Genomic DNA, 17,163 nt, shown 5'->3' with positions numbered 1-17,163 from the left:
CCCTGCCGGAATGCACACCAACTCCCATTATTTCTTAGCCCCATGAAGTGCCTGCAGTTTCTCTGGTGCCTGCTCGTGGCCGGGTCTGCCTGGGCGCAGGCCCCCGCCGTTGGCCCGGCTGTTTCCGGCTCCGGCCCGGCCGTTAGCGTCGAAGTTAGCCAGGTGCATAGCCTGGTGCGGTTCGTGGAGACGCTGGCGGGAGGCAGCGGTGGACATGCGGGCTCCCGGCGGGCTTTTGAGAAAAGCCGGTTTAATACGCCCGCTGCCCGCCGCTGGCTGCGCCGCTACCAAAGCCTCGACTACGAGCCCAGCTTCGACCGGGAGGGCTACCCAACGGGCTGGCTGGGCAGCGTGGGCTCCACCATGCCGGCCTACCTGGCCGCCAGCGCCGACGCCCAGGATCTGGCCGATTTGCAGCGCCGCACCGTAGGCCTGCTGCCCAACGAAGTGCTGGTGAGCCTCGATAGCGTGTACCGTTACTTCCTGCCCACTTTCGATACATTGGCCTGGCAGCCCCACGCCGCCGAGCTACGGCAGTTGCGCACTGTTTATGCGCAGTACTTAGGCCAGCAGCAGCTGATGCGCAAGTTTGGCCAGCTCCGCACTTTCTATGGTAGCGTGTGGCCCGATGCCCTGCCTTACCGCATTCAACTCAATCCTCAATTAGATGCTGGCAAGGACTTCACCAACCACGCCTGGGTGAGCGGTAATGTGGTGCTGCTCGACTGCCACCCGACTTCGCGCGACTTTGTGGGGGGCTCGGCCGTCGTGTTTCACGAAATGAGCCACTCGCTCTCGGCGCAACAGCAGCGGGGCTTGCAGCAGCAACTGGAGCGCTGGTACTTGGGGAGTGCATCGCCCAACCGCCGCTACGCCTATAACCTGATGGAGGAAGCGCTGGCCACGGTAGCCGGCGAGTGGATTTATGCCCAGCAAACCGGCCAGCCCGAAACCGGCGAATGGTACCACGACGACTATATCAACCGCTACGCCCACGCCCTTTATCCGCTGATGACGGGCTACGTGGAGCGCGGCCAGCCCATCGACAGCCTCTTCGTGCGTCAGGCCATCAGCACGTTTGATCAGGTTTTTCCGCGGGCGGCAACCGAATACGTCAACCTGTTTCGCAACGTGCTTTACTGGACCAATACCGCGGATTACAACGCCGCCGTTTTAGCATTTCGCGACCAGTTCAGGAGCAATTACACCCGTACCCTGACCCCAATTCTGGCCTCATCTAAAGGCGTAGAAATTGCCCAAAGCGGCGAATGCCTCCCCCTCATTATCGTAACGCGGGAAAATAAGGCCACGCTCAAGTACCTGCGCCAACAACTGCCGGCGCTGCAGGCGGTACGTCTGCGGCCGGAGCAGAATTTTGTGCTGAGTACTATGGGTCCGAATGGCCCGGTTATTCTCGTGAATACGCACGATGAAAAGCAGCTGAGTGCCGTGGCCGAACTACTAAAGCAACAGGGGCACCTGGATGCGAAACGGCCGCTGTTGCTGCTGAAATAACTGCTTGGTAGCCTCCGCTTCTGCCCATGTCTCTACGTCTGAAATTCCTGCTGTTCGTTGTTCTCATTCACACGGTACTGATTGTGCTGGCGGCCCAGTTCATGCGCACCAACGCGCCGCTGTTTGTCGGCCTGGAGGGGCTGCTGCTCGTCAGCGTAGTGCTCACGGTGCAGCTGTACCGGGGCTTCGTGCGGCCATTCGAGCTGATTGCGGCCGGTACGGCGGCCATGCAGGCCCAGGATTTCTCGCTCAAATTCGTGCCCGTGGGCCAGCGCGAGATGGACCAGCTAATAGCCGTGTACAACCAGATGCTGGACGCATTGCGCCGCGAGCGGGTGAGCCAGCACGAAAAAAGCCACCTGCTCGAAAGCCTGATTGAAGCCTCGCCGGCGGGGGTGCTGCTGCTTTCGTTTGAGGGCGAGATGGTGGGCGTGAACCCGGCGGCCGAGCGGCTGCTGGGCCGGCCCGCCGCCGAGCTGCTGGGCCAGCGCCCCGCTGCGCTGCCCGGCGAGTGGGGCGCGGCGCTGGGCCGCCTGCGCGAAACCGAGCCCCAAGTGGTGCGCCTATCGGGCCTGCACACCTACCGCGCCAGCTGCTCGCACTTCCTGGATAGGGGTTTCTCGCGGCAGTTTATTGTGCTCGAAGAGCTGACCCGCGAGCTAATGCAGCAGGAAAAACAAGCCTACGAGCAGCTCATCCGCATGATGTCGCATGAGGTCAACAACTCCATCGGGGCCATCAACTCACTGCTGCACAGCTTCCATCACTACGCGCCCCAGCTTACAGCCGCCGACCAGCCCGATTTCCGCGAGGCGCTCGATGTCGCCATTCAGCGCAACACCAACCTGGTCGAGTTCACGGCCGGTTTCGCCCACCTCGTGCGCCTGCCGCCCCCGCGCCCCCAGCCCACCGATGTACACGAGCTGTTGCGCCACTTGGCTCGGCTGTTGCACCTGCCAGCCCAGGCCCGCCGCATCAGCTGGCACACTGGCCTAGCCGAGGGGCCTTTCATGGTGAATTTAGATGCCCAGCAGCTGGAGCAGGTGTTGCTCAACATCGGCAAAAATGCCCTCGAAGCCTGCCCCGAAAATGGCAACGTGTGGGTGAGCACGCAGTTGCAGCCGCCTCGGCTCGTCATCGAAAACGACGGCCCCGGCTTGAGCCCCGAAGTGCAGCGCCGCCTGTTCACGCCCTTCTTCAGCACCAAGCGCGACGGCCAGGGCATCGGCCTGCTGCTCACCCGCGACATCCTGCTCCAGCACGGCTTCCGCTTCAGCCTGGAAACCGGCGCAAATGGCCGCACGGCATTTACTATTTGGTTTTTATGAGATGCGTGAGAGCAGCATTCTTTGAATGACGTTCACCTCTTCACCCCGCTACCGTGTTACCTTTACCGAATGATGGTAACTGACACGAACGACGAAGGACTGCGCACGCTTATTCATGATCACCCGCGGGTGCTGGCCATGTTTACGGCCGACGACTGCCTTATATGCGACCAGCTGGCTCCGCCGTTCAGTAAATTTGCGCTCGAAGAACAGTACCAGGATACGTTGTTTTTGCGCCTCGATGTGAGTGAGAATCCGGTGGCCCGCAAGCTGATGGATACTCGCGTAGCGCCGTTTTTTGTGGCGTATTGCCGTGGTAAGCTCTCCGAGTGCGACACGCTTTTCACCGAGGAGCAAGTGAAAGCCATGTTGCAAGAGCTGCAAGTCTGCGTTGACACCCCCGAGTAGGGGCGAAGCGTATGTTTTTCCTCCTCTCCAAACTTCTCGATTTCCTGCTTTCGCCGGCCCTCTGGATAGTAGGGCTGTTGCTGGCGGGTTTGCTGTGGCGCCGCCGCCGGTTGCTGTGGGCCGCTACGGCGCTGCTACTGTTTTTCACCAATTCGTTTCTGGCCAATGAGGCGCTGCTGGCCTGGGAGCGGCCACCGGTAACGCTCCAACAACTGGGCACTGGCTATGATGCCGGCATCCTACTCACGGGCATTACCGACGTGCATAAGTCGCCCCACGACCGGGTGTACCTGGGCGCGGGCGCCGACCGGCTGCTGCACACGCTCTGGCTTTACCGGGCCGGCCGCATCCGCCGCATCATCATCTCAGGCGGCTCGGGTGCGGCCTTCGATTCGGTAGCCCGCACCGAGGCCGCCGACCTCCAGATTCTGCTGCGCCTGGCCGGCGTGCCGCGCCAGGCTATTCTGCTGGAAACCCGCAGCCGCAACACCCACGAAAATGCCTTATTCACGAAGGAATTGCTGGCACAGCATCCCGCAATAAAGCGCACGGTGCTTATTACTTCGGCTTTCCACATGCGCCGGGCGGCCGGTTGCTTCGCCAAAGTTGGCCTGCAACCGACACTCTTCCCGGCTGCCTACTATTCCGTCGACCGGCGCTATACGCCCGCCTCGCTGCTGTTGCCTTCCGAAGAGCCCCTGCGCCTATGGGGTGTGCTCCTGCACGAAATGGCCGGCTACGTGGTGTATAAAGTGCTGGGGTATTTGTGAGTGAACAGGGGAATGTGTGAACGTGCTGACATAGAACGCGTCATGCTGAGCGCCGCCGAAGCATCTCTACCGCAATGCTAACCCAACGTCAGGATTACTATTGTAGTAGAGATGCTTCGGCGGCGCTCAGTATGACAGTTTATGAGGCGTACGTTACTTTACCTACTCCACTTTCTTCTCCTCTGCTTTTTCCTCCTGTGCCACCCAAATAGTCTTCTGGTTAACGAATTCGCGGATGCCCAGGTGCGATAATTCGCGGCCGTAGCCCGATTTTTTGATGCCGCCGAAAGGTACTTCGGGGGCTGACTTCACGAGGCTGTTCACGAACACGGTCCCGGCCTGCACCTGGCGGGCCAGCTGCTCGCCGCGCTTCACGTCGCGGGTCCAGACGGAGCCGCCCAAGCCAAAGCGCGAGTCGTTGGCCAGCCGGATGGCATCGTCGGCGTCTTGGGCTTCGAGCACCAGAGCCACGGGGCCAAAGAACTCCTCGGTGTAGGCACGCTGGCCGGGCTGCACATTGCTCAGGATAACGGGTGCGAACTGGGCGCTGCCGGAATCGGGTTGTCCGCCTTTCAGCTCAATTTTCGCGCCCTGCTTCACCGAATCCTCTACCTGTTCAGTAAGTTCGTCGGCCAGGTCGGGGCGGGCCAGGGGGCCGTAGTCGGTGCCTTCGGCCAGTGGGTCGCCGTAGCGCAGGGCCTGCAGGTGCTCTTTTAGCTGCGCGATGAACTCCTTGATAACCGGCTTCTCGATGATGAAGCGCTTGGCGGCAATGCAGCTCTGGCCGGAGTTTATCATGCGGGCCTGGGCAGCGGTTTTAGCAGCCAGCGGCAGGTCGGCATCGGCCAACACGATAAAGGCGTCGGAGCCACCCAGCTCCAGCACGGTTTTCTTGATGTAGTGGCCCGCGGTGGCGGCCACGGCCGCGCCGGCTGGTTCAGAGCCGGTCAGCGTTACGGCTACCACCCGGTCGTCGGCAATCAGCTTTTCCACCAAGTCGGAGCCGATGAGCAGCGTGCGGAAAGTGGCGGGCGGGAAGCCCGCATCATGGAAGATTTTTTCGAGGGCCAGCGCGCACTGCGGCACATTGGACGCATGCTTGAGCAGGCCTACATTACCAGCCATAAGGGCCGGGGCGGCAAAACGCACCACCTGCCAGAACGGGAAGTTCCAGGGCATCACGGCCAGCACCGCGCCCAGCGGCTCATAGGCAATAAAGCTGCGCTGCGCCTCTGTTTCAATTAACTCGTCAGCCAGAAATTCGGCAGCCCGGTCGGCGTAGAAGTCGCAGCACAGGGCACACTTGTTGGCTTCGGCGCGGCCGTCGGCCAGGGGCTTGCCCATTTCCACGGCCATGAGGCGGGCCAGCTCGTCGGCCCGCTCGCGCAGCAGCTCGGCGGCGCGGCGCATCAGCTTGCTCCGGTGAGCGAAGTCGGTGGTGCGCCAGGCGGCAAAGGCCGTGTGCGCTTCAGCCAGGATACGCTCGGTTTCGGCCCAGCTGAAGGCGTCGAACGTCCGCTCGGTGCGGCCGGTGTAGGGATTTACAGATTCTATAGGCATGAAAGCAGAACAGTAGGGGGGAGTTGAGAAAGGCTGGCTGCCGCAAAACGCACCAGTCGGCAGGTGAGGAATTGGGCTGCGTAAGGTGTTGTATTCTATGTTGTTATTGCTGTATATTGGTTGCGGCCCTATGGCCGCAACGGCCCAGGTGGCCCGAGAAATTCGTTGGCGGCCCAGGCGTACTACCCTCAAAACAAATCTAACCGGTATCGGTATAGTGCTTTTTGCGCCTGCTGCCTGTTGAGGTAACGGTTTATACCGTACTTTCGCTTTATCCGCCAGATAGGCTGTGCTACGCCTTTCTATCTCCCTTAGTTGCTGCTTGTGTCTGCATCCTCCCCCGATACTGTTGCCCTGGAAACCGAACTGATGCTCGTGCAACGTCTGCGCGACCGTGACGAAGGGGCCATGACCATCTTCTACGATAAATACGCGGCCGCCCTTTACGGCGTTATTCTGCGCATTGTCAAGAAAGAAGAAACCGCCGAAGACGTGCTGCAGGAGGCGATGGTAAAAATATGGCACTCTTTCGCCTCCTACGACGCCAGCAAGGGCCGTTTATTTACTTGGGTGATGAATGTGAGCCGGAATCTGGCTATCGATAAAATCCGCTCCAAGCAGTACCGCGTAGGTAGTCGCACGCAACCGCTGGAGGATAGCTCCGCGGCTATGCGTCTGGCCGCCGATACAACATTCCGGCCCGAACACATTGGCTTGCAGGAGATGACGAGGCAGCTGAACCCAGATCAGCGCCAGATTGTGGATCTGCTTTATTTCGGCGGATTTACGCAAAGCGAAGTGGCAGAAGAACTCAACCTGCCCCTGGGAACGGTGAAAACACGTGCCCGGGCGGCCATCAAAGTACTCTCTAAATTAGTCCGGTAATGATGGACATGCAGCAATACATCGAATCGGGCATCCTCGAAGAATACGCCTTGGGCGTACTCAGCGCCGATGAACGCGCCGGAGTTGAGCGCGTGGCCCAGCAGGAGCCGGCCGTAGCACGCGAGTTGGTGGCCATCACCAACGCCCTCAACTCCTACGCCGCGGCGCATGCCGTAGCCCCGTCCAGCGCCATGCGCGAACGGGTTCTGCAGGCCTGGGAAGATTCCATTCGCGAAACTGATACAACTAGTCCGACCGCGCCACCAGCGGCACCGGTTATGGCGGCGCAAGCCCCCACGCCACGTATGGCAGTAGCGCCCGCCGAGCCGGCAACGGCCACCGCGGTGTCTGCCGACGCCGAAGGAGGTGCCGTAATACGGCAGATGCCTGCCGCCGCCAGTGCGGGGCGCACCCGTTGGCTGGTTGCGGCTTCCATTGCCCTGCTGCTGATCAGTGGATTGGGTAACTATCTGCTCTACAACCGGCTTCGGCAAACTGAAAGCTCGCTGGAGCTGGCGCAGGCCGAGCAGTCGCGCTACGCCGCGACCCAGCAGGCGGCCTTAAATGAGCGCGACCAGCAACTGGCCATTCTGCGTAACCAGGCTTTCCGGAGCGTTGAGCTCAAGGGTACGCCAAAAGCGCCCGAAGCATTAGCTCGCGTGTACTACAATGCCACCACCAAGGCTGTGTATGTAGATGTGCGCAACCTGCCCGAGCTGCCCGAAGGAAAGCAGTATCAGTTGTGGGCCCTCGACAATGGCCAGCCAGTGGATGCCGGCATGCTGGACACGGCTACGGCCACCGGCGACAGCATCCAGCAGATGAAGAATATTGCCAGCGCCCAGGCCTTCGCCATGACGGTGGAAGACATCGGTGGCAAGCCTGCCCCCACCATGAGCACGCTCACGGTGATTGGCAATATCTGATTAGATCTTCTATAAGCCCAATAGAAGAAAAAGAAGGCCGAAGCTGATTTTCGCAGTTTGTTTGTTACTTGTCAGTAATCAGACGCTGTGAAGCAGCTTCGGCCTTTTCTATTTCCTCATTAAGCTGTTTTTGCCTTGCACGGTACCATTTTTACGCTGCTTAAGCGGTACGTTCAGACGCAGTACGACCACAGTAGCTGGGTGCGGCTGCTGGAGGCCGCCAACCTGTCGTCGGCCGATTTCGACCACAAAAGCGTGTATCCCGACGAGCATATGTACCGCCTCATCGGGGAGGCCGCGACCATGACCGGCCTCTCGGCCGACGAGCTGCACGAGAAGTTCGGCGAGTATCTGGTGCCCGATCTGATGTATATGTACCAGAAGCTGCTCGACCCCAACTGGACGACGCTCGACATGCTGGAGCACACCGAAAGCACCATGCACCGGCAGGTGCGGGCCGAGCACGCCGAAAACAACCCGCCCGTGCTCAGCGTCACCCGCTTGTCGGCCGACGAGCTGTTTATCGACTACGTTTCGGCGCGGCGGATGGGGGCGCTGGCCGTGGGCATGGTGCGCGGCTTAGCGAGCTACTACAACGAAGCCGACCGCATAGAAGTGGAGCCAACGACCAGCGAAAACGGGGAACACGTGCGCATTTGGGTGCGCCGCCGTGCTGCCTGAGGGTGCGGACCCGGCCGGTGTCGGTTCCAGCTGCGGCGAAGTCACCACCTAACGCCCGGGCGAGCAGCCGGAGTTGGGAAGTGAACTGTCCGGCCCCGGCCGCCTGTTCTGCTACTGGCCATTGGCTATCCAGCACCTACTGCATCCTGATGAAACGACTTATTTTACTGATTGAAAAACTGCTCTGGGGCCGCCGGCTGCCGGCGCTTGGGCTGCTGGTGCTACTGGCCGGCACCAGCGCCTGCGGCCAGCAGCGCCCCGCCATCCCCGACCGCACCATGACGGCTTACGACCGGATGCTGGGCCTGCTTTACAAAAACACCGTGCCCACAATTCAGCCCAAGGCCTTGGCCACGCTGCTGCGCGAGGAGCCGGCAAGTGGCCGTGGCAATGTGCTGCTGCTCGATACTCGCACCCCGGCCGAGTATCAGGTCAGCCACCTGCGCGGGGCGCGCTTCGTGGATTACGACAACTTCCGCAAGCTGGACCTGAAGGATGTGGCCCGTACCCGGCCCGTGGTGGTGTACTGCACCGTGGGGGCCCGTAGCGAGCAGGTGGGCAGCTGGCTGCGCGAACAGGGCTTCCGCGACGTGCGCAACCTGTACGGCGGTATTTTCCAGTGGATGAACGACGGCCACGCCATTGTAAATGCTCAAGGACCCACCACCGACGTACACCCGTACTCAGTACTCTGGCGCCCTTGGCTGAAAACCGGTAACCCGGTATACGAGGCAAAATAATAAGAGCAGGAGAGTTGAATAGTGAGTTTAACGCTCGTTCGCCTACATTTACGGCCGAGCTGATGGCTCAGCAGACTCTTCAACTTAGCCCTTCGCTATTTGCATTCGCTCATCATCTTTGCCCGGCATCCCGAATTAGGTCGTGTGAAAACCCGGCTGGCGGCCGGCATCGGCAACGAAGCCGCTCTGGCAGCCTACCGGGCGCTACTCGCCCACACGCGGGCGGTAGTGGCCCCGCTGGCCGTACATAAAACGGCTTGGCTGGTAGGTGACAATGCTTCGGCCACCGCCGCCGAATGGGCGGGCTTCGAGCAGCGGCCCCAGCCAGCCGGCGACCTGGGCCAGAAGATGCAGGCCGCTTTTGCTTACGATTTCACCCGCCCCGTTGAGGCAGCCGTAATTATCGGTACCGACTGCCCGGGCCTGACGACCGGACATCTAACAGCCGCCTTCGCGGCCCTGCGTACGCACGATGTGGTGCTGGGGCCAGCTGCCGACGGTGGCTATTATCTGCTGGGCATGAAACGGTTGCACCCCTTGTTCTTTACTGGGAAAGCCTGGAGTACGGCCTCCGTACTGGCCGATACGCTGGCCGATGCCGCCCGGCTGGGCCTGCAGGTACATCTATTGCCCGAATTGCAGGACCTTGACACTGTGGATGACCTGCGCGCCTGGCAGCAAAACCCGGCTTCGGCCACTGGCCCTGCGCTACCCCGCGCTTAAGCGTCCTGCGGTGAACTAAGCTGAACTTCGGGGTGCGGCCCGCTGAGCCGGCCTTGGCGGAAGTCGAGCAGGAGTACGGCCAGTACAACGGTGTACTCTAGCGTCACCAGCCACAGGTTTTCAGTGTAGGCCGTGGTGCGGTAGGCGGCGTACGACAGCACGGCCATACCCGACCACACCAGCGCATAGCGGGCCCGCGTGAAACAACTCAGCATCACCAGTGGCGCGAGGTACCAGGGGTGCACGGTGGTGGCCAGTAGAAAATAGAGCGTGAGCAGCAGCAGTAGCGCCCGCGGCAGCGTGGCCCAGGTAGGACGTCGCTCGGTGGCGGCCAGCAGTAGCCCGCCCACGGCCGTCATCAATGCCAGCGCCGGCCCCAGCAGGGCAATCTGGTTGTAGCCCGTCAGCCATTTCCCAGCGGCCCGCACTAGGTAGTACACACTGGCATTGAACTCGAACGAGCGGAAGTACAGATTGAGGCTGCGGCCGATATTCTCCACCAGCTCTAGACTCAAAAACGGCCCGAACAGCGCCGCCAGTACTGCCACCAGCGCCAGCCCGAAGCGCACCAGTTGCGGCCACGCCAGGCGGCGCAGTAGCAGTGGCAGCACCAGCAGTGGCAGCAGTTTGGTGGCTACGGCCAGCGCCAGTGCCCCGCCACCCGCCGCCCGTCCCCGCGCCAGCAGCCAGAGCATCAAAAGTAAAAAGCAGCCCACCAGCCCCTCAAAGTGCAGGTTGCCGGTCAGCTCGACGATAACCAGCGGGTTCAGCAGGTACCATAGTGCCCGCTCGGGAGGCTGCCTGAACTGCCGCAATAATGCCAGCAGCAGCCCGGCCGTAGCCGCTTCGGCCAGCAGCAGCAGCACCCGCAACGCCACCACAAAGCCGCGCTCCGACGCCGGAGCCACCCACGCCGCCAGCGCGAACACCGCCTGGTCGACTGGGGGATACACTGAGTAGTAGTGGGGCGAGTTAAGCCGGGGGTAGATAGTTGTTAGCTCTTGGTTGTTTGTTTCTGATGATGCATCGGGGTCGGCCAACTCGTCGGGGCGGTAGCGGTAGGGGTTGTGGCCCTCACTCAGCAGCAGGCCGTCCCAGCGGAAACGGTGGTAATCGTCGGAGAGGGCCGGCAGGGCCGGCAGCCACAGCAGGCGCAGCATCAGCGCTGCCAGCAGCCCCTGGCGCAACGGCAGGCCTGTTTTCAGCAGCCACCAGTACAGCCCGAAGGCCAGTGCCATTAGCACCGCCAGCAGCCCAAACGCCGGCCGGGGCACGGCGTAGGCCAGCAGCTCGTAGGCGGCGGCGTTGACCAGCAAAGCGACGAGGTGAGCGGGCTTCATTCGGAGAGGCATTCGGAAGTGAGGTAGCGCCACTATCAACTTGATTGAGGGGCTGGTGCAAAAATCGCGTTTCGTTTCTTAGCACGTATGCAAGCCGGCCGCTTCTGCGTGAACTGCCAGGGCCTGTTGCGCTGGCTAACCTGCGCGCGCTAATTGGAGGAGCGTTTCGCTCTAGGCGCCGCAGATGAAACGCGGTCAATATCCGGCTACTTTCTCTAGGATTTGATAGCAGTGATGGTGACCTTAGATTTCTGCTGGCGCAGTAAGTAAGGCGGCCCGCGAACAGGGCGTTGGTCAACGAAAAAGGGCGGTTGGTCAATCCGGGTCTGGCGAGTACAGGACGGCCGCTTCTTTTGAGGCATCAACCTGTCAACTGACGCACCTCAGACCACTCAACTACCAAGCGCCCCGTTATGAAAACCCTATTCACGTTTTTGCTTGTCCTCTTATCCGGCAGCATCCTTGTTGCCCAGCCCCGCACTACGGCTGCTCAGCCCCCGGCCGACCAACTTACGGTGATAGTTCATCCCGGAATTGAGCTGTTCACGGTGGTGCAGATGCTGGCCGGCAAGTACCCAATGCCAAACAAATCGGCTTATGCCAAAGAAGCCGAGGCTTACTTCACCCCTTTTGCCAACCATCCGGCGGTGCAGTATGCCCGGCAGCTGAAGGGCGTGTACCCCGACCTGCCCGAACTGGGGTACTGCCTCGATAATTTTCCGGCCGTGCGCATTCATTATCCGGCGCAAACCGATTGGTACACCCTAAACGGTAAGGATTCGATACAGACGTATATGCGGCTCTGTAAGCAGTTTTTCGACGACAGCAACTTCTGGACCTTTTACCAGCAGCACCAGGCCGATTACGTCGCCTGGGCCCAACCCGTACGGGCCCGGATCGTCAGCGAAAACCTCATTGGCAAGCTCGACTCGCTGTACCGCTTCCGGACTAAGGCTCCCGAGTGGACTATCTGCCTCGACCCGCTCAACAGTTGGGGGGCGCACGCCATTATGCCCAAAACCCTCAATCCACGCTATGCCAACCGGATTGTGTACAACGTGGGGTTTCTCGACCGCGAATCAGCCGCCGCCAGCGTGCCCGTCTTCAGCCTTGGTTCCGAATCGGTAATAACCGTCTGGCACGAAGGGAGTCATATCTATACCAAAGCCATTCAGCAGCGCTATAAGGTCGATGTCAACAAGCTGGCGTACCTGTTCAACAAAACCGACGCGGGCATGAAGCACAACAATATTCACGACTGGGCGCACTGCTTTGATGAGAACCTGGTGCGCGGCGTGACTATTGCCCTGCTCCGGCAGTACCAGTCGCCCAAAGAAGCCCGCAAACAGGGCGCGCAGGAGGTGGTCGATGATTTCCAGTACGCCGGCGATATTGCCGATGTGCTTGCGACTCGGTACAGCGGCCAGCACACCTACTCGGATTTTGAGCAGTTCTTCCCCGAAATTCTGGCGTACTTGACCCAGAAATACCCTACCGCCGAATCGACCAATCAATGAGTACTGCCCGGCTGCGTGCCTTGCCCGAATGGCCCGTTCACCTGCTCATCTGGGCACTGTTGCTGGTAAAAGATGTGGTGGCGATGTACGACGCGCCGGCCGCCATGCCGCCCGGAATGACAGAGGTAACGTACTGGCTGCTAAACCTGGGCTATCTGCTGATTAAGGCGGCGGCGTTCTACCTGCCCGTGTGGCTGGTGGCCCGGCCGCTGCTGGCGAGTACGCTCGGCTGGCAGCCTTTCGGGCGGGCGGCGGCTGGGTTACTGCTGACTTTGCTACTCATTACGGGGCTGCGGTACGGGCTGGAATTTTACGTGTTCAAGCCGCTGCTCGGCTTCGATAACTACGAGCGGAACACGAATTTTACGGCGCAGTGGTTCATTGAAAACAGCGTCCGGTTTCATTTCGACGACGTGCTGTATGGGCTGCTGTACGCCGTTATTCGGCACAGCCTGCTGGCGGAGCGACGGCGGCGCGAAACCCAACAAACCCACACCACGGCCGAGCTGACGTTTCTTCGCTCCCAACTGAATCCGCACTTCCTGTTCAACACCATCAACGATATTTACGCGCTGGTGTACCAGAAGTCGGATGCCGCGCCGGGAGCCTTGCTGAAACTGTCGGAGCTGCTGCGCTACATGCTGCACGATGCCCACCACGACCAAGTGCTACTGAGCCGCGAACTGGACTATCTGAACGGGTTGATGGAGCTGCAACGCATCGGCACGAAAGACAACCTGCACCTGGATTATCAGCTCCGGGGGCCGCTGAATGGGCAACTGATTGCGCCCATGCTGCTGGTGTCGTTCGTGGAAAACGCGTTCAAGCACGGAGTCCTAACTGACGCTACTCAGCCGGTTACGCTTCAGCTCGATCTAAGCGCTACAACGCTGGACTTCTGCCTGCGCAACACCAAAAACGAGCAGCAGAAAGACCAAGTTGGCGGCATCGGGCTGGCCAACGTGCGGCGGCGGCTGGCGCTACTCTACCCGGCCCGGCATACGCTGACTATTGCCGATACGCCCACCGATTTTCAGGTTACGCTCCACCTCGATTTATGACCGACCCAATTCATTGCCTGCTGGTAGATGACAAGCCGCTGGCGCTCGACATCCTGACCGACTACGTGGCCAAGGTGCCCTTTCTGCAGCTGGCCGGGAGCAGCCAGAACCCGGTAGAGGCCCTGAATTGGGTGGGAGAGCGGCGCGTCGACCTGATATTTCTCGATATCCAGATGCCGCAGCTAACGGGCCTACAATTCCTGCAGGCCCTGGACCGGCGTGCGCAGGTGGTGCTGACTACCGCTTACGCCGAGTATGCGCTGGCCGGTTTCGAACACGATGTGATTGATTATCTGCTTAAACCCATCCCTTTCGAGCGGTTCTATCAGGCCGTGCAGAAGGCGCAGCGGCGGTTGCGCCCGGCTCCGGTTCCAGAGCCGGCAGAACCACCCCGTCCCTACCTTTTCGTCAAAACCGAACACCGGATGCAGCGCATTGATCTGGCCGAGGTACTCTATCTGGAAGGCTTACAGAACTACGTAATTATCCATACACTGACGGAGAAGGTTATAGCCCGCCAAACGCTTAATAGCTTGGAAGATAGTCTACCCGCCGCAGAGTTTGTGCGCGTGCATAAGTCGTTTATTGTTGCGTTAGCCCACACGCACACCGTGGAGCGGAGCCGAATTTTTATTCAGTCGGCCGCCGGTAACCCCACCGTAATTCCAGTGGGCGATACCTACCGAACCGCATTCTATGGTCGGCTGTAGCTGGGTTCTGGACGTGTATTTCCCACGCTCCCAACCCTTTGTCAGGCGTGCTTAAGCGAATAGTAGAACACCAGCCCGTAGCCGGTGGCCAGTAGTAGGTGAGTGGGCAGCAGGCCGTATTCCTGCAGATAAATACCAGCCCCGATGCCGAACAGGAAGTAGGCGGCTAGCAGGCCTTCAAGCAGCGTGAGGCCGCCCAACAGCCGGCTGGTGCGGTAACGCCGGCCGCGCCAGCTGCTCGGGCCAGCCGCTTTGCTGGCCCCGGCGCCCAGCTTGGGCGTACGAATAAAGGCGCTGCGCTGGCCCATCAGCCCCAGCAGTACCGCCCGGGAGTTGTGCAGGCTAAGGCCCATCGAAAACGCCAAAAACAGCAGCAACTGGCCCACAAAGCCCGCCGGAGCCGGCCGCCGCCGGGCCGCCTGCCGCCAGGACGTGCGGAAATAGAATGTGAGCGGAAATAGGGCCACCAGAAAAAACGCGGCCAAATGGAACACCGGCCGCAACTGTTCCGCGCCCAGCGCCCGCACAAATACCAGGGGCACGCTTAGTACGGCCATCAGTAAAATCGCCACAAATACGGCGCTGTTGAGCAGGTGAAACGTGGCGTGCAGGCGGGTGCCGAATGACTGGTTTGAGCGCCACACCTGCATCAGGTGCTTGCGGGCCACTTCCGCCGCGCCCTTGGTCCAGCGAAACTGCTGCGACTTAAGCGCATCCATGGTGATGGGCAGTTCGGCGGGGGCCGCCACCTGGGTTAGGTAGTGGAAGTGCCAGCCCCGCAGCTGGGCCCGGTAGCTCAGGTCGAGGTCCTCGGTGAGCGTATCGGCGTGCCAGCCGCCGGCATCCTCGATGCAGACGCGCCGCCAGATGCCGCCTGTGCCGTTGAAGTTCAGGAAGTGCCTGCCCGCCTGCCGGCCCACCTGCTCCACAAAAAAGTGCGCGTTCAGCCCGAAGGCCTGCAATTCCGTCAGCAGCGAATAGTCTTCATTCAAGTGACCCCAGCGGGTTTGCACCACGCCGGTGCGGGCGCTGTCGGGACCGAAAAAGTGCGGTACCGTCTGGCGCAGAAAGTTGGGCTCGGGCAGAAAGTCGGCGTCGAAAATAGCTACCAACTCGCCCTTGGTGCAGCTCAGGCCGTGGGCCAGGGCGCCGGCTTTGTAGCCGGTGCGCACGGTGCGCCGCTCGTGGGTGATGTGCAGACCCCGAGCGGCGTGGTACTGCACGCGGGCCGCAGCCAGGTCCACGGTTTCGTCGGTCGAATCGTCGAGCACCTGCACATGCAGGCGGCCGGCCGGGTAGTTAAGGGCGGCGCAGGCATCAATAAGGCGCTCGACCACAAACGGCTCGTTATAGAGCGGGAGCTGCACCGTTAGCAGGGGCCACTCGGTGGGAGACGCCGGCGCGGGCAGCGGGGGCGTGGCGTACATCCGGCGGGCCAGCCGCGTCAGGTGCCACTGCGTGAGGCTGAACCCCAGCAGCAGCAGCAGGCACAGGCCGTACACCGTTATTAATAGAACTTGAAGAGCGAGCATTCAGGTGGTAAGCGGGTGATGGAGGTGATGGGATGACAAGCGGCGCGTCCCCCTCACAAATACCGAAAAATCGTCCACAGAATCTTGTAGCCCGCGCCCAGCGTACCTCTCACAGTGCCCGACACCTTGCTCACGCCAATGCGGCGGCGGTAGCGCACGGGCACTTCCACGGAGCGCAGCCCGAGCTTGGCGGCCTTGAGTTGCATTTCCACCGTCCAGCCATAGGTAGTATCCTGCATGCCGATACGTTGCAAGGCCTCGCGCCGGATTGCCCGGAACGGACCAAGGTCGGTGAACCGGGCGCCGTAGAACCAGCGCAGCAAGGTAGTGGCCAGCCAGTTGCCGAACAGCTGCTGGGGCATCATCGAGCCGTTTTCCCGCTCGCCCAACGCCCGCGAGCCAATCACCATATCGGCCTCGCCGCGGATGATGGGCTGCACCAGGACCGTCATGTCGGCGGGATAATCGGAGTAGTCGCCGTCGAGAAACACGATAATGTCGGCCTGTTCGACGGCGGCGTGGGCGAAGGAGTGGGCCATACCAGCCAGGCAGGCGTGGCCGTAGCCGGGGCGGGGCTCGCGCAGCACAGTGGCGCCGGCCGCGGCGGCCACGGCCCCCGTCTGGTCGCTGGAGTTGTTATCCACCACGATAACCTCGCGCACCAGCCCGGCCGGAATTTCGGCCAGTACCCGGCCGATGGACTGCTCCTCGTTGAAGGCGGGAATGATAACGTCGATGACCATGCGGGGAGCGGGGAGGAGGGGGGCGGCCGACCCGGTTGAGGGGGCTGGCCGGCGCTGGCTAACTGCCGCCGGCACCAAAAGCGGTGCAAAGATGCACAGATGCCCCGGCTTCTGTTGGGCTTACGGCCGGGCTTGCGGCAGGAAAGCCGGGCTGCGGAGTGCATCGGTGGTTTGGGGCTACTTTTGCGCCGGCCCACTGTTGGGCTGCACCCGCGCAACTCCGCGCCCTGCTACCGGCCCCCAAGCCGCCCCCATCCCATGCTTCAGATTGGCGACCAAGCCCCCGATTTCACCCTACCCACCGCTACCGGCAGCACCTTCCGCCTGAGCGATTTGCGCGGCCAGCGTAGTGTAGTGCTTTATTTCTACCCCCGCGACAATACGCCCGGCTGCACCACCCAGGCCTGCTCGTTCCGCGACGAATACCAGGATTTCCAGGACCTCGGGGCCGAAGTAGTCGGCGTCAGCTCCGACTCGGAAGCCTCGCACCAGCAGTTCGCCGACAAGCACCGCCTGCCCTTCCCGTTGCTCGCTGACACCGACGGCAAGGTGCGCAAGCTCTACGAGGTGCCCCGCGCCCTGCTGGGCCTGCTGCCCGGCCGCGTCACATTTGTCATCGATAAGGAGGGCATCATCCAGTACATCTTCAACTCGCTGAGCAACGCCGCCGACCACGTGAGTAAGACCAAGGAGGTGCTGGCTAAGCTGGCCAAAAGCTGAGGTA

The 17,163-nt window shown here is 61.3% G+C and carries 17 protein-coding genes; 13 read left to right on the top strand and 4 right to left on the bottom strand.

The genetic code is table 11. The annotated features are described in order from the left end of the window. Positions 1–42: 42 nt before the first annotated feature. The 4 genes from HW556_RS09850 to HW556_RS09835 all read left to right on the top strand — a co-directional run bounded on the left by HW556_RS09850 (position 43) and on the right by HW556_RS09835 (position 4,021). Positions 43–1,515: a hypothetical protein gene (locus tag HW556_RS09850; protein ID WP_176899854.1), complete on the top strand. Its 1,473-nt coding sequence runs from the start codon at positions 43–45 to the stop codon at positions 1,513–1,515. Between the two features lie 26 nt (positions 1,516–1,541). After that, on the top strand, positions 1,542–2,843 hold the full coding sequence (locus HW556_RS09845; protein WP_176899853.1) for a sensor histidine kinase: 1,302 nt from the start codon (positions 1,542–1,544) through the stop codon (positions 2,841–2,843). 69 nt (positions 2,844–2,912) lie between these two features. Continuing rightward, complete coding sequence (locus HW556_RS09840) at positions 2,913–3,251, top strand: thioredoxin family protein (RefSeq protein WP_176899852.1); 339 nt, start codon at positions 2,913–2,915, stop codon at positions 3,249–3,251. A gap of 11 nt (positions 3,252–3,262) precedes the next feature. Further along, entirely contained in the window at positions 3,263–4,021 is a 759-nt protein-coding gene (locus HW556_RS09835) for a YdcF family protein (RefSeq protein ID WP_176899851.1), read from the top strand. Between the two features lie 162 nt (positions 4,022–4,183). On the opposite strand, the gene HW556_RS09830 is transcribed toward HW556_RS09835, so the two are convergent. Beyond that, complete coding sequence (locus HW556_RS09830) at positions 4,184–5,581, bottom strand: NAD-dependent succinate-semialdehyde dehydrogenase (RefSeq protein ID WP_176899850.1); 1,398 nt, start codon at positions 5,579–5,581, stop codon at positions 4,184–4,186. A 324-nt stretch (positions 5,582–5,905) separates the two neighbouring features. Between HW556_RS09830 and HW556_RS09825 the strand changes: the two genes are divergently transcribed. From HW556_RS09825 to HW556_RS09805, 5 genes are all read left to right on the top strand, one after another. Next, positions 5,906–6,466, top strand: coding sequence for an RNA polymerase sigma factor (locus HW556_RS09825; RefSeq protein WP_317170506.1), 561 nt, complete (start codon positions 5,906–5,908; stop codon positions 6,464–6,466). Further along, positions 6,466–7,392: an anti-sigma factor gene (locus HW556_RS09820; RefSeq protein WP_176899848.1), complete on the top strand. Its 927-nt coding sequence runs from the start codon at positions 6,466–6,468 to the stop codon at positions 7,390–7,392. The genes HW556_RS09825 and HW556_RS09820 overlap by 1 nt, the downstream gene beginning before the upstream one ends. A 135-nt stretch (positions 7,393–7,527) precedes the next feature. Continuing rightward, a complete protein-coding gene (locus tag HW556_RS09815) occupies positions 7,528–8,073 on the top strand; it encodes a heme NO-binding domain-containing protein (protein ID WP_176899847.1) in 546 nt (181 codons plus the stop codon). A gap of 149 nt (positions 8,074–8,222) precedes the next feature. Beyond that, entirely contained in the window at positions 8,223–8,813 is a 591-nt protein-coding gene (locus HW556_RS09810; RefSeq protein WP_176899846.1) for a rhodanese-like domain-containing protein, read from the top strand. A 99-nt stretch (positions 8,814–8,912) separates the two neighbouring features. Further along, the gene (locus tag HW556_RS09805; protein WP_176899845.1) at positions 8,913–9,536 is read left to right on the top strand and encodes a TIGR04282 family arsenosugar biosynthesis glycosyltransferase; all 624 of its coding nucleotides are present in this window, start codon (positions 8,913–8,915) and stop codon (positions 9,534–9,536) included. Here HW556_RS09805 and HW556_RS09800 read toward each other — a convergent pair. Next, positions 9,533–10,888 carry a hypothetical protein gene (locus tag HW556_RS09800; RefSeq protein ID WP_176899844.1) on the bottom strand — a complete coding sequence of 452 codons (1,356 nt, stop codon included), beginning with the start codon at positions 10,886–10,888 and terminating at the stop codon, positions 9,533–9,535. The two genes, HW556_RS09805 and HW556_RS09800, sit on opposite strands and share 4 nt — an antisense overlap. A 401-nt stretch (positions 10,889–11,289) precedes the next feature. Between HW556_RS09800 and HW556_RS09795 the strand changes: the two genes are divergently transcribed. The 3 genes from HW556_RS09795 to HW556_RS09785 are packed head-to-tail and all read left to right on the top strand — an operon-like array spanning position 11,290 to position 14,164. Then, positions 11,290–12,393, top strand: a complete 1,104-nt coding sequence (locus HW556_RS09795) for a DUF4932 domain-containing protein (RefSeq protein WP_176899843.1) — start codon at positions 11,290–11,292, stop codon at positions 12,391–12,393. Next, on the top strand, positions 12,390–13,454 hold the full coding sequence (locus HW556_RS09790) for a sensor histidine kinase (RefSeq protein ID WP_176899842.1): 1,065 nt from the start codon (positions 12,390–12,392) through the stop codon (positions 13,452–13,454). Before HW556_RS09795 ends, HW556_RS09790 begins: the two co-directional genes overlap by 4 nt. Next, the gene (locus HW556_RS09785; RefSeq protein WP_176899841.1) at positions 13,451–14,164 is read left to right on the top strand and encodes a LytR/AlgR family response regulator transcription factor; all 714 of its coding nucleotides are present in this window, start codon (positions 13,451–13,453) and stop codon (positions 14,162–14,164) included. The genes HW556_RS09790 and HW556_RS09785 overlap by 4 nt, the downstream gene beginning before the upstream one ends. 41 nt (positions 14,165–14,205) lie before the next feature. On the opposite strand, the gene HW556_RS09780 is transcribed toward HW556_RS09785, so the two are convergent. Both HW556_RS09780 and HW556_RS09775 read right to left on the bottom strand, forming a co-directional pair. Then, entirely contained in the window at positions 14,206–15,696 is a 1,491-nt protein-coding gene (locus HW556_RS09780) for a cellulose synthase family protein (RefSeq protein ID WP_176899840.1), read from the bottom strand. A gap of 53 nt (positions 15,697–15,749) precedes the next feature. Then, positions 15,750–16,439 carry a glycosyltransferase family 2 protein gene (locus tag HW556_RS09775; protein WP_176899839.1) on the bottom strand — a complete coding sequence of 230 codons (690 nt, stop codon included), beginning with the start codon at positions 16,437–16,439 and terminating at the stop codon, positions 15,750–15,752. Between the two features lie 258 nt (positions 16,440–16,697). Here HW556_RS09775 and HW556_RS09770 point away from each other — a divergent pair, with 258 nt between their 5' ends. Further along, positions 16,698–17,159 (top strand): peroxiredoxin, encoded by a 462-nt coding sequence (locus HW556_RS09770; RefSeq protein ID WP_176899838.1) that lies wholly within the window; start codon positions 16,698–16,700, stop codon positions 17,157–17,159. The last annotated feature ends 4 nt before the right edge of the window (positions 17,160–17,163 follow it).

This window comes from Hymenobacter terrestris (genome assembly GCF_013377905.1).
Taxonomy (GTDB): domain Bacteria; phylum Bacteroidota; class Bacteroidia; order Cytophagales; family Hymenobacteraceae; genus Hymenobacter; species Hymenobacter terrestris.
The sequence above is the reverse complement of the archived record's forward strand: the minus strand, read 5'-3'. Positions and strand labels throughout refer to the sequence as shown.

What these genes read in the sequence shown, in the direction of transcription:
- HW556_RS09770 (WP_176899838.1), top strand. Translation starts at nt 16,698, where the DNA reads ATGCTTCAGATTGGCGACCAAGCCCCCGATTTCACCCTACCCACCGCT.
- HW556_RS09810 (WP_176899846.1), top strand. Translation starts at nt 8,223, where the DNA reads ATGAAACGACTTATTTTACTGATTGAAAAACTGCTCTGGGGCCGCCGG.
- HW556_RS09790 (WP_176899842.1), top strand. Translation starts at nt 12,390, where the DNA reads ATGAGTACTGCCCGGCTGCGTGCCTTGCCCGAATGGCCCGTTCACCTG.
- HW556_RS09845 (WP_176899853.1), top strand. Translation starts at nt 1,542, where the DNA reads ATGTCTCTACGTCTGAAATTCCTGCTGTTCGTTGTTCTCATTCACACG.
- HW556_RS09840 (WP_176899852.1), top strand. Translation starts at nt 2,913, where the DNA reads ATGATGGTAACTGACACGAACGACGAAGGACTGCGCACGCTTATTCAT.
- HW556_RS09800 (WP_176899844.1), bottom strand. Translation starts at nt 10,888, where the DNA reads ATGCCTCTCCGAATGAAGCCCGCTCACCTCGTCGCTTTGCTGGTCAAC.
- HW556_RS09775 (WP_176899839.1), bottom strand. Translation starts at nt 16,439, where the DNA reads ATGGTCATCGACGTTATCATTCCCGCCTTCAACGAGGAGCAGTCCATC.
- HW556_RS09785 (WP_176899841.1), top strand. Translation starts at nt 13,451, where the DNA reads ATGACCGACCCAATTCATTGCCTGCTGGTAGATGACAAGCCGCTGGCG.
- HW556_RS09780 (WP_176899840.1), bottom strand. Translation starts at nt 15,696, where the DNA reads ATGCTCGCTCTTCAAGTTCTATTAATAACGGTGTACGGCCTGTGCCTG.
- HW556_RS09795 (WP_176899843.1), top strand. Translation starts at nt 11,290, where the DNA reads ATGAAAACCCTATTCACGTTTTTGCTTGTCCTCTTATCCGGCAGCATC.
- HW556_RS09830 (WP_176899850.1), bottom strand. Translation starts at nt 5,581, where the DNA reads ATGCCTATAGAATCTGTAAATCCCTACACCGGCCGCACCGAGCGGACG.
- HW556_RS09850 (WP_176899854.1), top strand. Translation starts at nt 43, where the DNA reads ATGAAGTGCCTGCAGTTTCTCTGGTGCCTGCTCGTGGCCGGGTCTGCC.
- HW556_RS09835 (WP_176899851.1), top strand. Translation starts at nt 3,263, where the DNA reads ATGTTTTTCCTCCTCTCCAAACTTCTCGATTTCCTGCTTTCGCCGGCC.
- HW556_RS09820 (WP_176899848.1), top strand. Translation starts at nt 6,466, where the DNA reads ATGATGGACATGCAGCAATACATCGAATCGGGCATCCTCGAAGAATAC.